The 13,839-nt window shown below is 55.7% G+C and carries 14 protein-coding genes; 10 read left to right on the forward strand and 4 right to left on the reverse strand.

Annotation, left to right across the window (positions count from 1 at the left end):
- Window positions 1-2 precede the first annotated feature (2 nt).
- The 3 genes from ABIE64_RS19160 to ABIE64_RS19170 are packed head-to-tail and all read left to right on the forward strand — an operon-like array spanning window position 3 to window position 3,461.
- On the forward strand, window positions 3-2,021 hold the full coding sequence (locus tag ABIE64_RS19160; protein WP_354378270.1) for an AMP-binding protein: 2,019 nt from the start codon (window positions 3-5) through the stop codon (window positions 2,019-2,021).
- Window positions 1,993-2,796, forward strand: coding sequence for an SDR family NAD(P)-dependent oxidoreductase (locus ABIE64_RS19165; protein ID WP_354378271.1), 804 nt, complete (start codon window positions 1,993-1,995; stop codon window positions 2,794-2,796). Before ABIE64_RS19160 ends, ABIE64_RS19165 begins: the two co-directional genes overlap by 29 nt.
- On the forward strand, window positions 2,793-3,461 hold the full coding sequence (locus ABIE64_RS19170) for a tetratricopeptide repeat protein (protein WP_354378272.1): 669 nt from the start codon (window positions 2,793-2,795) through the stop codon (window positions 3,459-3,461). Before ABIE64_RS19165 ends, ABIE64_RS19170 begins: the two co-directional genes overlap by 4 nt.
- 84 nt (window positions 3,462-3,545) lie before the next feature.
- Here the strand turns inward: ABIE64_RS19170 and ABIE64_RS19175 are convergent, their stop codons facing one another.
- Entirely contained in the window at window positions 3,546-4,904 is a 1,359-nt protein-coding gene (locus ABIE64_RS19175; RefSeq protein ID WP_354378273.1) for a YihY family inner membrane protein, read from the reverse strand.
- Window positions 4,905-5,105: 201 nt separating this feature from the next.
- On the opposite strand from ABIE64_RS19175, the gene fabI reads away from it, so the two are divergent.
- The 5 genes from fabI to ABIE64_RS19200 all read left to right on the forward strand — a co-directional run bounded on the left by fabI (window position 5,106) and on the right by ABIE64_RS19200 (window position 9,687).
- A complete protein-coding gene (gene fabI / locus ABIE64_RS19180) occupies window positions 5,106-5,936 on the forward strand; it encodes an enoyl-ACP reductase FabI (protein WP_007090890.1) in 831 nt (276 codons plus the stop codon).
- 80 nt (window positions 5,937-6,016) lie between these two features.
- Window positions 6,017-7,108, forward strand: coding sequence for a chorismate synthase (aroC, locus tag ABIE64_RS19185; RefSeq protein WP_354378274.1), 1,092 nt, complete (start codon window positions 6,017-6,019; stop codon window positions 7,106-7,108).
- Between the two features lie 162 nt (window positions 7,109-7,270).
- Entirely contained in the window at window positions 7,271-8,404 is a 1,134-nt protein-coding gene (locus tag ABIE64_RS19190; protein ID WP_139190009.1) for a hypothetical protein, read from the forward strand.
- 162 nt (window positions 8,405-8,566) lie between these two features.
- Window positions 8,567-9,172: a TetR/AcrR family transcriptional regulator gene (locus ABIE64_RS19195; RefSeq protein ID WP_354378275.1), complete on the forward strand. Its 606-nt coding sequence runs from the start codon at window positions 8,567-8,569 to the stop codon at window positions 9,170-9,172.
- A gap of 47 nt (window positions 9,173-9,219) precedes the next feature.
- Complete coding sequence (locus ABIE64_RS19200) at window positions 9,220-9,687, forward strand: DUF2269 family protein (protein WP_063095447.1); 468 nt, start codon at window positions 9,220-9,222, stop codon at window positions 9,685-9,687.
- Between the two features lie 3 nt (window positions 9,688-9,690).
- Here the strand turns inward: ABIE64_RS19200 and ABIE64_RS19205 are convergent, their stop codons facing one another.
- A complete protein-coding gene (locus ABIE64_RS19205; RefSeq protein WP_065701933.1) occupies window positions 9,691-10,686 on the reverse strand; it encodes a DMT family transporter in 996 nt (331 codons plus the stop codon).
- 130 nt (window positions 10,687-10,816) lie between these two features.
- Here ABIE64_RS19205 and ABIE64_RS19210 point away from each other — a divergent pair, with 130 nt between their 5' ends.
- Together ABIE64_RS19210 and ABIE64_RS19215 are read left to right on the forward strand one after the other, a co-directional pair.
- On the forward strand, window positions 10,817-11,689 hold the full coding sequence (locus ABIE64_RS19210; protein ID WP_354378276.1) for a LysR family transcriptional regulator: 873 nt from the start codon (window positions 10,817-10,819) through the stop codon (window positions 11,687-11,689).
- A gap of 132 nt (window positions 11,690-11,821) precedes the next feature.
- Window positions 11,822-12,250 (forward strand): GlcG/HbpS family heme-binding protein, encoded by a 429-nt coding sequence (locus ABIE64_RS19215; RefSeq protein ID WP_354378277.1) that lies wholly within the window; start codon window positions 11,822-11,824, stop codon window positions 12,248-12,250.
- A 31-nt stretch (window positions 12,251-12,281) separates the two neighbouring features.
- Here ABIE64_RS19215 and ABIE64_RS19220 read toward each other — a convergent pair whose 3' ends face one another.
- Together ABIE64_RS19220 and ABIE64_RS19225 are read right to left on the reverse strand one after the other, a co-directional pair.
- The gene (locus ABIE64_RS19220; protein ID WP_007090883.1) at window positions 12,282-13,022 is read right to left on the reverse strand and encodes a TlyA family RNA methyltransferase; all 741 of its coding nucleotides are present in this window, start codon (window positions 13,020-13,022) and stop codon (window positions 12,282-12,284) included.
- Window positions 13,023-13,054: 32 nt separating this feature from the next.
- On the reverse strand, window positions 13,055-13,732 hold the full coding sequence (locus tag ABIE64_RS19225) for a GntR family transcriptional regulator (RefSeq protein WP_007090882.1): 678 nt from the start codon (window positions 13,730-13,732) through the stop codon (window positions 13,055-13,057).
- Window positions 13,733-13,839 lie beyond the last annotated feature (107 nt).

Consider the following 13,839-nt stretch of genomic DNA (forward strand, 5'->3'; position numbering starts at 1 on the left):
TCATGCTGTTCGAATGCATCCGCACCCATAACGCCGATCAAGTCGCGCTCCGCGAAGGCGATGATAGCCTAACCTATGGCGACCTCTCCGACCTGATCGACGCACGTTGTCTTGAACTTGCAGATGTCGATGTACTGGGTATAGCACTTGATAACGGGATCGACTGGCTGGTCTGGGACCTTGCCGCCCTATCGGCCGGCATTGTATGCGTTCCGATCCCGCCATTTTTCACCCGCGATCAGATCAATCACACCATTATGACCGCAGGCATCACCCACATGCTGACGGCTAATGGGATGACGGAAACAGGGCAGTCGCGTTCGCCCGACATCCCCGATGGCACGGCAAAAATCACCTTCACATCCGGCACCACCGGCACGCCAAAGGGCGTTTGCCTGCTCGCATCGGCGATGATCACTGTTGCATCTTCGATCCACGCGATGCTGGGCGATGATTTTGCTGGCACCCATGCCTGTGTGCTGCCACTTGCAGTACTTCTGGAAAATGTCGCGGGAGTTTATACCGGTCTTCTGGCCGGGTGTACCATTACCCTGACACCGCTTGGCCAGTTCGGGCCGCAATATCAGGGCCTGCACGAAATCCTTAAGGATACCCGCGCGACATCGGTCATTCTGGTGCCTGAAATCCTGCGTGCGCTGATGATGCTGGTCATCCGCAAGGGGCCCCTTCCTGACCTTAAATTCATTGCGGTTGGTGGATCGCGTGTTGATCCGGCCCTGATTGCCAAGGCCCGCCATATCGGGCTTCCGGTTTACGAAGGATATGGTCTTTCGGAATGCGCATCGGTCGTTTCAATGAATGTACCGGGCAAAGATCAGCCCGGCACCACCGGAACGCTTTTGGCCCATGTAAAGGCCGAGATTTCCAACGATGAAATCATCATCGAAAATCCCGGTTTCCTTGGCTATGTCGGCGAAGCAGCACCGGCCTTTCTTGCAACCGGCGATCTGGGGCAGATTGATGACGATGGTTTCGTCTGTGTGACAGGGCGACGCAAAAACGTCCTGATCACATCGTTTGGGCGCAATATTTCCCCCGAATGGCCCGAAGCCGCCATTTTGGCCCAGCCAGGCATCTATCAGGCCATGGTCTTTGGCGATGGGGAACCGGAACTAAGCGCTCTGATCGTTCCGACCGGTCCGACCGCCGATGTAAGTGCCGCGGTTGCCGCGGCCAATGCTGGCCTGCCCGATTACGCACACATCAAACATACCCGCATCGTTGCCCCCTTTACGGTCGAAAACGGCTGCCTGACAGGCACCGGACGCCCGCGCCGCGAGGCGATTGCCAAACTTTACACATCCCCCTTGTCCGTCCCGGAGAAAACCATGAATTTTTATGATCGCCTTGTTGCCGAAACCGCCGAAGCCCGCGCGTCCCTTTATCACGTTCCCCAGCTTGTTGATGGCCTGCAAGGTCGCATTTCACGGTCAACCTATGTCGCCTACCTGACGGAGGCATATCACCATGTCAAACACACCGTTCCCTTCCTGATGGCAATGGGATCGCGTCTGCCAGATGAAAAACGCTGGCTGCATAAGGCGATCATTGAATATCTGGAAGAAGAAGAAGGCCACGAAGAATGGATTCTCAATGATATCGAAGCCGCCGGTGGCAACCGCGAAGCCGCCCGCAACACGTTACCGAACCTCGAAACCCAGGTGATGGTTGCCTATAACTACGACTATATCAGCCGTAAGAACCCGGTCGGTTTCCTTGGTATGGTCTTCATGCTTGAAAGCACATCAACCCAAATCGCCAGTCAGGGTGCGGATGCCGTCATGACCGGCCTTGATTTGCCGAAATCAGCATTCAGCTATCTGTTTTCGCACGGCACCCTTGATCTTGAACACATGAAATTCTTCGAAAAGACCGTCAATCAGGTCACCGATCCGGCTGATCAGGCCGCCATCATCGAAGTCGCGCAAAACACCTTCCGGCTGTTTGCCAATCTGTTTGCGGCGATCCCGCATGAAGGACAACGTAAAAATGTTGCTTGATGGAAAATCCGTTTTCCTGACGGGCGCGACTGGCGGCATTGGCATGCCACTGGTCAACCTGCTGATCGAACGCGGGTCAAATGTCGTTGCCTATGACCGCACGACGCAGGGCAACCTGATGGAAAGCATCGATACGACCTGCAAGGCATTGGGTGAACACACACCCGACATCCTGATCAATCTGGCTGGGATCAATGATTTCAATCATGCCGAAGATCAGGATTACGACGCGCTTGTGACGCTGAACCTTTTGGTGCCAATGCGCCTGTGCCAGGCCGTTCTTCCGGCCATGCGCAAACGCGGTAGCGGTCAGATCGTCAATATCGGATCAATGACCGGATTGATCCCGTTGCCCCATATGACCGGCTATGTCGCAGCCAAATCCGGGCTTAAGGGATATAGCGATGCGCTGCGTCGTGAACTGTCCGGCACGGGCATCACCATAAGTCACATCGCCCCGCGTGCGGTTCGTACCACCATGAACAGCGGCAAGGCAGGGCTGCTTAACCGTCGCACAAATGTCACCGAAGACGATCCACGTGACGTTGCCCGTCAGATCGTCAATGCGATTGAACAAGACAAAACCGATGTTCGGATCGGCTGGCCGGAACGGCTTTTTGCCCTGATCAATGCCGTCATACCGAGCATCGTCGACAGGGGACTTCGTAAAAACACCACCATCGGCGAAGAAATCCTCAAGGCCGAGCAGGTAGTTGCACCAATCCCCCTGATCGCCAACAAACAGGACGCCAACCCAAGGAGCCACCCGGCATGAAAATCACCCGTTTTGCCATGATATGCGCCTTTGCGCTTGGCCTGCCTTTGTCTGCCAATGCCGACACGGCCAATAACGAGGCCATGAATGGCGTTGCCCATCTGCAGGAAGAATGGGCCCGCATCAAGTACCAGATGACGGATGAAAAACAGCAGCTTGATGCCATTCACCAACTTGAAACCGAGGGCGAAAGTCTGCTGAACCTCTATCCGGATAGTCCCGAAGTCATGATCTGGCAGGGTATTGTCCTATCGACCGATGCCGGGATCGTGCGCGGCATTTCCGCCCTTGGCAAAGTAAACGACGCGCGCGATTTGTTTGAAAAGTCGATTACCCTCAATCCAACGGCACTTGATGGATCGGCCTATACGTCACTGGGATCGCTTTATTATCAGGTGCCTCCATGGCCGCTTGCCTTTGGCAGTGACAGCAAGGCCGAAGAATTCCTGAAAAAGGCATTGGAACTTAATCCTGACGGGATTGACCCCAACTATTTCTATGGCGATTTCCTGCTTCAGAATGATCATTACGCCGAAGCCAAGGTTTATCTGGAAAAAGCATTGAACGCACCCGAGCGCCCCAGCCGCGCATCGGCGGATGCCGGACGTCGGGCGGAAATAGCCAAGGCACTAAATGAAATCGCGCAGGAAGTTTCCAAAAACTAACCTTGACGAACAGCACAATTTCCCAAACGAAACAAGGCCGGGGAACACAAACCCGGCCTTGTATTTTGATGCCTTCGGAAAGTTTCAATCGACGATTTCGGTCATGTCTTTTGGGCCGATTTCGTCTTTCTTTTCGTCTTCGGGCTTGGTTTCAACCTGCTTGGGGGCTGTATCATCGGGTTTTGGCAAATCAAGCAGGGCAGCAATTTCAACATCCAGAACGGATTTTCGCGTTTTTTCCAGTTCCACCAGACGTTCGCGCATGGCTCCTGGCCAACCGCCATCGGCATTAACCAGAAGCAACCGGTCATAATCCAGAAACAGCCCCAGCCTGGACATCAGATCCACCAGCGTGATCCGCGACAGATCGCCTGATAAAAGCCAGCGGTGGCTTTCGGACCGTTCAATCAGCTTTTCACGCCGAAGGGCCGCCAAGGCCCAGTTAAGATCCCGCCCGCCCAGCTTGGTTTCGCGCAACATGCGGCGATAGGTCGGCGGTTTGGTTGCTTCGCGGAAACCATGTTGCAAATATTCCAGAACGCGTAACACCGCGATAATGCGTTCCATATGGCCGGGCACGGCACCCCGCGGATCGGGGATCAGCCCAGCGGCACGTGCCGCACGCCATTCGGATCGGGCGGCAGCAACCTGTGCGCCCAGCAGCACAACAATCCAGGTCAGATACATCCATAACAGGAAGATCGGTACAATCGCCACGGCGCCATAGATCGTCTGGTAAGTCGGGAAATTAATAACGTAATACCCGAACCCTTTTTTAAGCGCCTCGAACAATCCAGCCGCCACCAAGCCGCCCAAAATACCGTCAATGATCACGACAGAACGGTTCGGCATGCCAATAAACAAAAGCGAGAAGGCAATCGAGGATAGCAGGAAAGGGGCCAAAAACGTCAATTGCCCGATATGTTGACCCAGCCCGTCGGCCCCGACCATATAGCGCATGGCAAAAATATAGGATGCCACCGAAAGGCTCAGCCCCAGCAACATCGGCCCGACCGTCAGCAAGGTCCAGAAAACGACGAGTTTCGCCAAAAGTTTGCGCGGAGTGGTAACGCGAAACACATCGTTCATCGCACCTTCGATCGCAGCAAGCAGCATGACCGCGGTCAAGGCCAGCACAATCGTGCCCACCGCTGTCATCTGGCCGGTATTCTGAAGGAAATTGCTGAGGTAACCTGTCACCTGTTCGCCAGTTTCGGGCAGAAAATTGTTCAGGACCACACCCATGATCTGGTCCTTCCACTGTTCAAAAACCGGGAAGGCCGACAATACCGTAAGCGCAACAGCAAGGAACGGAACCATGGCAAGAAGGGTTGTATAAGAAAGCCCCGCTGCGCGTTCGACGGATTTGTCATGCACAAATCGCATAATGGCGTAGCGCCAAAATCCAGTGCGGTCCTTAAGTAATTGGCCGATTGGAACCATTAAACACTTATCCCTGCACGATTTCTGGTTATAGTGTAACTGATCAACAGGATAACGTGACCGCACAAGATAAAACAGGCCAGATTGACCTTGGCTTCGCTTTGTGTAGGATGCGCCCAATGTCAAATGCCTCCTGTGTGGGCCACAGCTTTGTTCCGCGCTGCCCCGCACCAGAGAGAGATCGTGGGAACGAGAGGGAAAATGAGCTTTTCCGCCGAAAACATTTCTGGCCTGATGGCTGGCAAGCGTGGCCTGATCATGGGCGTCGCGAACGATAAATCGATTGCCTGGGGGATTGCGCGTACCGTGGCCGCCGCTGGCGCCGAGGTTGCTTTTACCTATCAGGGTGAAGCCCTTGAAAAGCGCGTCCGCCCATTGGCGGAGTCTGTTGGCAGCGACACCGTTCTGCCCTGCGACGTGACCGACGCGGCCAGTATGGACGCCGTCTTTGAAACATTGAAAGAAAAATGGGGCAAGCTGGACTTCGTCGTGCATGCCATCGGTTTTTCTGACAAAAACGAACTGCGCGGGCGCTATGTCGATACCTCGCCGGAAAACTTTGCGATGTCGATGAACATTTCGGTCTACTCCTTTACCGCGATTGCACAGCGCGCGGAAAAGCTGATGACCGATGGTGGTTCGCTTCTGACCCTGTCCTATTACGGGGCGGAAAAGGTGATGCCGCATTACAACGTCATGGGCGTTGCCAAGGCAGCACTGGAGGCCAGCGTGAAATACCTTGCCAATGACCTTGGCCCAGATCGTATTCGTGTCAACGCCATATCGGCCGGTCCGATGAAGACCCTTGCCGCGTCAGGGATTGGCGATTTCCGCTATATCCTGAAATGGAATGAATATAATTCGCCGATGCGCCGCAACGTCACCCTTGATGATGTTGGCGGATCGGGCCTTTACTTCCTGTCGGACCTTTCGACCGGTGTTACCGGCGAAACCCATCATGTCGATTGCGGATATCATACCGTCGGCATGAAGCAGGCAGACGCACCGGATATCAATGTTCAGAAATCCTGATCCGAACATGATATGATCTTGCGGGCTGCCTTACTGGCAGCCCGTATTGTCTTCAAACACCTGAATTCTGGATATCGGAAATGGCTGGCAACAGTTTTGGCTCCCTGTTTCGCTTCACCACCTTTGGCGAAAGCCACGGCCCGGCGATTGGCTGCGTCGTTGACGGTGTGCCGCCGCTTCTTGACCTGACCGAAGAAGACATCCAGCAGTTTCTTGAAAAACGCAAACCGGGCCAGTCACGCTTTACCACCCAGCGCCGCGAACCCGATCAGGTCAAAATCCTGTCCGGCGTTTTCGACGGCAAAACCACCGGCACCCCGATTGGCCTTCTGATCAAAAACGTTGATCAGCGCTCCAAGGATTACGGCGAGATTAAAAACCAGTTCCGCCCGGGCCATGCCGATTACACCTATTGGGAAAAATACGGTATCCGTGATTACCGCGGTGGCGGACGATCATCGGCGCGCGAAACCGCGATGCGGGTTGCCGCCGGGGCGATTGCGCGCAAAGTCCTTGGCGATGATATCAAAATCCGTGGGGCCCTGATCAAGATGGGCACCAAGGAAATCAATCGCGACAACTGGAACTGGGACGAGGTTGATAACAATCCGTTCTTCTGCCCCGATGCAGCCGCTGTTCCGGTGTTCGAGGAATATCTTGATGGTCTGCGCAAGGACGGATCATCGGTCGGTGCAGTAATAGAAGTTGTCTGTTCGGGCGTTCCGGTCGGGCTGGGTGACCCGGTCTATGACAAACTTGATGCTGATCTGGCCAAAGCGATGATGACAATCAACGCAGTCAAGGGTGTTGAAATTGGCAACGGGTTTGAGGCCGCCGAACTGACCGGCATCGAAAATGCCGATGAAATGCGCATGGGCGAAGATGGCAAGCCGGTCTTTGGCTCCAACCATGCAGGCGGCATTCTGGGCGGGATTTCATCCGGGCAGGATGTTGTTTTGCGCTTTGCCGTCAAACCGACCAGCTCGATCCTGACACCGCGCAAAAGTGTTGATATTTACGGCAAGGATGTCGATGTCGTCACCAAGGGCCGCCATGATCCGTGTGTTGGCATTCGTGCCGTTCCGGTTGGCGAGGCCATGGCAGCCATCGTTCTGGCTGATCATCTGTTGCGCCATCGCGGCCAGTGTGATGGCTGGAACAGCAACAAGTAATCAACAACTAATTCCTGCGTGAAATCGCACAAATAGTCTGTCACAAGCAGCCTGTTGCACCGTCATCGGTGTATGAACCCGACATTGTACAAAGCCCTGATTCTGCTTGCATCCGCGAACAAACCGGCCCCGGCCTCCAAGGCAGCCGGTCGGGATGCTGGCTTGGGCAATAGAACAGTTCTTTATCCTGATGAGCCGGTCGATCTGCCCGATTGGGGCATTGCGGCCCTGCCCGCCATGATCCTTGGCGCGGCGCCGCAAAGCTGCCTTTTCGTCAGCGATCTGACCATCGAGCAACCCGAAGGCGACGGCGATAGCAACGCCGGTTCCTCTGATGACGAAAAAGACGAAAGCGTGGGCAGCGTTTCCTTCTCGCTCACGGTCGACAGTGCCCCTGATCCAACCGCCAAAATCACTCAACGCCAGATCACCTGGCGATTGGCGATGCCGGTGACCGCCTTCCGACAGGTTACCACCAACGCCAACAGCACACCGGTGCGTGCGCCTGTAATCAGAACGAAACTGGTCCTGCGCGACGTCGTCTGTGATGTCGAGCTTGGCCTGCTTGAAATGGCGGGCATCACCCAGCCGCTTCTGGTCGGACGCGATATTCTGTCCAATCGCTTCCTGATCCGCCCGGATCACGATAAGACATCATCAAACCCACCCTCACCCTCGGCAACGCTTGCCCCGACGCCCGAGGACAAACCTGCCGAAACGGCGTCTTCTGCGCCATTGGCATCAGATACAGGCACCAGCAACCAACAATCCGCTGCAACCACGCCAGACATGCCGTCGAGCACGACCGATACTGGCAATGCGACACCAACCGCAGCCGATGCCCGCCCAAAAGCCCCTGCACCTTCTGCAACAGGCGACAGCACCAATACGGTAACGGATAGCGGCACCAACAGTTCGGCCACACAGCCTGCCGGTCAAACCGGTGCGGACGCAGGAAGCACGTCCGTCTCATCTGCAGCAGGTTCGATACCAACAGATGACACAACGGCATCTTCTAAGCCCGACGCCACCACTGGCACACTTGCCGATACCACGGCGGCAGAGTCTCCAACGGGCAGTAATGCGCCAGCGCCAACCGAAAACGGAACAGAAGCCGCAGCCACAGCGATAACTGCGCCCAAAAATGACGCTGCAACCGATGACAGCAAAGCCGACGATAACAGCCAGGACCCTGCCACAACTTCAACGGCAACCGTTAACGATGACGCATCCTCAATATCTGGGGCCCAGAATGAAGATGATGAATCCACATCATCGCCGCCTCCGGCAACCTAGCGTTCAGGATTTTACCGGTGCTTTAAGCCCGGCTCGACGATTCCACAATCCCCGACAGCGCCAAACTGGACCGTCACATTGACGGTCCTTTTTTGCTTGTGTCATGGCCTATCGATTGTTAAAGTTAACAAAGTTAACATAAGAAAATCGAGATACGAGTTTATGGGGAAATACCACCACGGCGACGTCCGTAATGTCCTTCTACAGCAAGCTGAAAACATCCTGACCGAAGAAGGCCCAAGTGGCCTGTCGTTGCGACGTCTGGCGCGGCTTACTGGTGTTTCGGAAGCAGCGCCCTATCGCCATTTTGACGGTAAGGATGGCATTTTGGCGGCAGTAGCGATTGATGCGTTTGAGCGCTTTGCCGAACGGCTTGAAAATGTCGCTGCAAATATCAAAAAACACGAAGAGCGCATCATGGCGCTTGGTGCGGCCTATGTGCATTTCGCGGTCGATTTCCCGCAACATTTTCGCCTGATTTTTGGCCGGGAACGCCCGCCATTGGATCAATATCCCGAACTTCGCGAAGCAGCCGATAATGCGTTTGATGTGTTGCAGCGCGCCGTTACATCGGTTGATCGCCGTGCCGACATGACCCTGAACGAGGCGGCCACCGCCTATAACCGCGCGCTGGCCGCATGGAGCCGCGCACACGGTATCGCCATGCTGGTGATTGACGGCATGATTGTCCCGCCTGCCGATCAGGAACTGGACGATTTTGTTCTGGGCCTGCTTGCCGAGGACCTGACCGCACAGGACAATACCTGATCTGAAATTCCCGATTCCGATATCCCAAAATTCGAAGGCTGTCCGCGATGGAATATACCACCGTTAAATTCATTCACCTTCTGGGTGCCGTACTGTTTCTGGGCAATATCATCGTTACGGCGGTATGGAAAAGCCTGGCCGACCGCACCAGAAACCCGGTGATCATCGCCTTTGCCTGCCGGTTGGTGAATGTCACCGATCTGGCCTTTACCGCCTTTGGCGCGGCTCTGGTCGTGATTGGTGGGGTTGGTCTTTTTCATGCCGGGGGCATTTCGCTTTCCGATAGCCCGCATCTGACGATTGGCATCAGTCTGTTTGCCATGGCGGCAACCCTTTGGCTGGTCGGGCTTTTGCCCTTGCAACTATATATGTCGCGGATTGCCGCCAAGACGGTGGCGGCGGGTGAAACCATCATGCCAGATGCCTATGATAAATGTGTAAGGCTTTGGACGATGCTCGGCATTGCAGCAACCCTGATGCCGGTTGGCACCCTTTGGTTCATGATTGCCAGATAGTCCTCAGAGCGTACGGCGGCGACGCGTCGCGATCAGAAGGGCCACAACCACCGCCGCACTGCCCATGATGTGCCACTGATTGAGCAGCTCGCCCAGGATGACAGCCCCAAGGATCGAGGCGACAAAGGGCTGCAACAGCAGGATCATTGATCCGGTCGCCTCATCCACGCGCTTCAGCCCGACCGACACCATCCCCTGCCCCAAAACATGCACCAGCATCGCAAGACCGATCAGCGCCAGCCAGCCTGTCATATGCGGCGGCAGGACGAAATTGCCTTTGATCACCATCATCACGCCCAAGGCAATCATGGTGGTCAGGGTGCTCCAAAACATGATTGATGCAGCACTGTGATTGCGGCGCAACCGGCTGATGACAATCAGATATCCGGCATAGAAAAAGGCCGCCAGAACGGCAAAGGCATCACCCTGCATCGATCCTGCGCCGGTTTCACTGGCCCGAAACAGGAAATAACCGCCGATAATCGCAAACGGCACCCCGCACCAGAACATCACGCCGGGTTTGCGCGCGATGCCAAACAGACCAAGAAACCCGATAATCACCGGTGCAAGGTTGTTAAGCAAAATCGCATTACCGACCGTCGTCATTTCGATCGCCATATGACAGGCGACCAGATCGGCGGCAAATAAAAGACCGGCAAGGATCATCAAACCCGTATCACGCTTGCGCACGGAAACACCATTTCCGACCGCTGGTTTTGATGATCCTGCCGGCATAAAGAAGACGGTCGCGCCCAGCAAAGGAGCAGCAAGCGCAACACGCCAGAAAGCCGAGGCATCGGGTGACACACCGCTGAACCGCACAAAAATCGGCCCCAGCCCCATAAGGATTGCCGCAACTACGAGGGTTAAAATGGCCCAGAGTGATGACTGGACCATCGGCGTGACCCTCTCGGTTCCCGGTGCAATTTCCGTGGTGGCGGAGGGAATAGCAGATGCGTTTCCGGTATTGCGCAGGATGTCGGGCAAGACATGGGGCATGGTCTGGTCTTTCGGAACGGGGGCGATGTGCAGGTTGTGCAAAATGCGCCTTGGCTGATAGCGCTTATCTTGCAGCGGTGCTATATCGATGTGAAATTGCTTCGCCTTATCGTCGGGATAAATTGCGCTTATGGCTCTTCTCAATGTCGATATTGATCTGCTCAGAACGTTTCTGACCGTGCTGGATACCCAAAGTTTCACACGCACGGCTGAGCGCCTTTTGCGCACGCAACCTGCCATCAGCCAGCAGATCAAAAAGCTTGAAGATACCGTTGGTGCGCCGCTGATCACGCGTGATCGCAATGCCATTACCCCGACCACGACCGGCCTTGTCGTCAAATCCTATGCCGAAGGGATCATCGGCCTGAATGACAAGATGCTGGCCGATCTTCTGGATGCTGCCCCCTCGATTTTGCGCATCGGCCTTCCGGATGATTATGCCGCGATTTACCTGCCGGAAATCTTGCGGATTGCGGCGATCCGCCTGCCGGACACGGAAATCAGCTGCCACGCCGATATCAGCCGAAATCTTGGTAAACGGGTTGCCAATGGCGATCTGGATCTGGCCATCCTGACCGCCGATCCCGACACGCCCAGCCTGCATGTCACATCCGAACCCTTGGTCTGGGTGGCCGATGCCGGTTTTGATCATCAGGCACGGCCGTTACGGCTGTCGCTGTTCCACGATGGCTGCGTCATTCGCCATTACGTGACCGATGCCCTGTCGCGCCAGGATATCGCGTTTCGGATCAGCCACAGCAGCGACTCCAATTCAATGATCATCACCGCAGTTGACGGCGGCCACGCCATCGGCGCAATGCCCAGATGCACCGCGGAATATGCCGGAATGCAGATTATCGATGATCCATCATTGCCCGACTTGCCCAGGGTCGATATCGCCCTTCTGGTCCGCGAACAGGCCAATCCGGCGGTTCGGGAACTGGCACTTGGCGCAATTGCCGCCCTTGCGCCAGCCCGAAGCACCACCAGCGAGCGGGTCTAAACCGACCCCGTGATTGCGCATGCTTCCACCATGTGAAAAGACGTTTTATCGGGTTGATCGAAGAAGACGGCAAACAATAAGATGCCCCGGCATAATGCGTGATTTTAACGATAAACCTGCCGGAGAAGCCCGATGCTGACCATCAAACGCCTGTCGATCGATGATGCCAAAATCCTGATCGAAGGTGCACGCAACCGTGCAACTGAAATCGGCGTTCCGATGTGCATTGCCATCACCGATGAATCCGGTGTTTTGATTGCCTTTGAACGCATGGATGGCGGCAAGGTCACCAGCACCACGATTGCCCAGGATAAGGCATTCACCGCCGCGGGTGCGCGCAAGGCGACCCATGAATATGCCGCTGCAGCCCAGCCGGGCATGCCAGCATTCGGTATCGATTCCGAAGTCGGCGGTCGTCTTTCGATTGTCGCCGGTGGATTGCCGGTATCGGTTGATGGCGATGTTGTCGGCGGAATCGGCGTCAGTTCAGGCACTCCGCCGCAGGATCAGGACTGCGCCCAGGCCGGGATTGATCATTTCATGAAAGTGATCGGTAAATAAGCCCATCACTATTGGCGGGAATCGGTAATGATTACGCCGATTTCCGCCCGCCGATCAGAAATTCGACATTGCCTTCGGGCCCGGTGATCGGGCTTGTCGCGATGCCAAGCACCTGCCAGCCCGGCAGATTTGCCAGCCAGTCGGAAATGGTGTCGCAGACTTCCTGATGCAGTTCCGGTTCACGGACCACACCTTTTTTCCCGACGCGTTCCTTGCCGACTTCAAATTGCGGCTTGATCAATGCAATCAGCCAACCGCCCGGTTTGACCAGATCAAGGCTTGCCGGAAGCACGGTACGAAGGCCGATAAAGCTGGCATCGCAGACGACGATATCAATGGGGTCGGGAATTTGTTCGGACGTGATGTGACGCGCATTGGTCTTTTCCATCACGACAACCCGGTCGTCATTGCGCAGTTTCCAGTCAAGCTGCCCCTGCCCGACATCAACCGCAAAGACCTTGGCCGCACCGTTTTGCAAAAGCACATCGGTAAAACCGCCGGTCGAGGATCCGACATCAATGCCGGTAAAACCGGTGACATCGACGCCAAACTCGGCCAGACCCTTTTCAAGCTTGAGCCCGCCGCGCGATACCCACGGATGGGGTTGCCCGCGCAGGGTCAGCGAAATGTCTTCCTTGCATTGCAGCCCCGGCTTATCGAGCCGTTGCTCGCCGCTAAAGACATTGCCTGCCATGATGAAAGCCTGTGCCTTGGACCGGGTTTCCACCAATCCGCGTTCAACAAGCAACTGATCCAAACGTTTCTTTGCCATGCGCGGGTTTTAGCGCAAAGTTCCGAAGAAATCTAGCTTGCCAGCGGCTCAAGGTAACCACGCGGCACAATGGCCAGAAGATCGTTTAACGCCTCGCCCTGAACCGCGACATGCTGATGCATCAGTCGGCCCGCCCGTTCGGCATCGCCGTTCGAAATCGCATCAAGGATTTCGGAATGTTCGGCATTGGATTTTTTCACCCGCCCCGGCCGGTGCAACTGCAAACGGCGATAGGGTGCGAGGCGGTTGCGCACATTCTTGGTCTGACGTTCAAGGAAACTGTTGCGGCATCCGGCGTAAATCACTTCGTGGAAATTGACGTTGGCCTCGTAATAGGCATCGGCGTCTGCATGTTCCTGAAGCGTGCCGCATTCATTGCCAAGTGCGATCAGCTTTTCAATGTCGGTGCGCGCCATCCGGCGCGCGGCAAGCCGGGCACACATTGCCTCAAGCTCCGCCATGACTTCGAACATTTCAATCAGATCGGCCACGGTGATCGAGGCAACGATGGTGCCGCGCCGAGGCATGGTCGCCACCAGCCCCGATCCCGCCAGCGTTTGTAACGCTTCGCGGACCGGGGTGCGTGAAACACCAAACCGTTCCGACAGGCTGCGCTCGTCCAGCTTGTCGCCGGGTTTAAGAACACCGGTGACAATATCGCGTTCAAGTTTCTGAACCAGATCGGTGGCGAGCTTGCCGTTCCGTGACATGAGAAGCCTCATCCTTGCGCTGCAATCGTGGTATACCAGAACATAGAAAATGGTACCGCGCAAAGCCTTTTACGTGCTGCTTTGCATCGAAACTCTGCTGCATCGCA

It is taken from the genome of Thalassospira sp. MBR-102, from assembly GCF_040549275.1.
GTDB lineage: Bacteria > Pseudomonadota > Alphaproteobacteria > Rhodospirillales > Thalassospiraceae > Thalassospira > Thalassospira xiamenensis.

What these genes read in the sequence shown, in the direction of transcription:
- aroC (WP_354378274.1), top strand. Translation starts at nt 6,017, where the DNA reads ATGGCTGGCAACAGTTTTGGCTCCCTGTTTCGCTTCACCACCTTTGGC.
- ABIE64_RS19195 (WP_354378275.1), top strand. Translation starts at nt 8,567, where the DNA reads ATGGGGAAATACCACCACGGCGACGTCCGTAATGTCCTTCTACAGCAA.
- ABIE64_RS19165 (WP_354378271.1), top strand. Translation starts at nt 1,993, where the DNA reads ATGAAGGACAACGTAAAAATGTTGCTTGATGGAAAATCCGTTTTCCTG.
- ABIE64_RS19225 (WP_007090882.1), bottom strand. Translation starts at nt 13,732, where the DNA reads ATGTCACGGAACGGCAAGCTCGCCACCGATCTGGTTCAGAAACTTGAA.
- ABIE64_RS19215 (WP_354378277.1), top strand. Translation starts at nt 11,822, where the DNA reads ATGCTGACCATCAAACGCCTGTCGATCGATGATGCCAAAATCCTGATC.
- ABIE64_RS19200 (WP_063095447.1), top strand. Translation starts at nt 9,220, where the DNA reads ATGGAATATACCACCGTTAAATTCATTCACCTTCTGGGTGCCGTACTG.
- ABIE64_RS19205 (WP_065701933.1), bottom strand. Translation starts at nt 10,686, where the DNA reads ATGCCCCATGTCTTGCCCGACATCCTGCGCAATACCGGAAACGCATCT.
- ABIE64_RS19170 (WP_354378272.1), top strand. Translation starts at nt 2,793, where the DNA reads ATGAAAATCACCCGTTTTGCCATGATATGCGCCTTTGCGCTTGGCCTG.
- ABIE64_RS19220 (WP_007090883.1), bottom strand. Translation starts at nt 13,022, where the DNA reads ATGGCAAAGAAACGTTTGGATCAGTTGCTTGTTGAACGCGGATTGGTG.
- fabI (WP_007090890.1), top strand. Translation starts at nt 5,106, where the DNA reads ATGAGCTTTTCCGCCGAAAACATTTCTGGCCTGATGGCTGGCAAGCGT.
- ABIE64_RS19160 (WP_354378270.1), top strand. Translation starts at nt 3, where the DNA reads ATGCTGTTCGAATGCATCCGCACCCATAACGCCGATCAAGTCGCGCTC.
- ABIE64_RS19175 (WP_354378273.1), bottom strand. Translation starts at nt 4,904, where the DNA reads ATGGTTCCAATCGGCCAATTACTTAAGGACCGCACTGGATTTTGGCGC.
- ABIE64_RS19210 (WP_354378276.1), top strand. Translation starts at nt 10,817, where the DNA reads ATGGCTCTTCTCAATGTCGATATTGATCTGCTCAGAACGTTTCTGACC.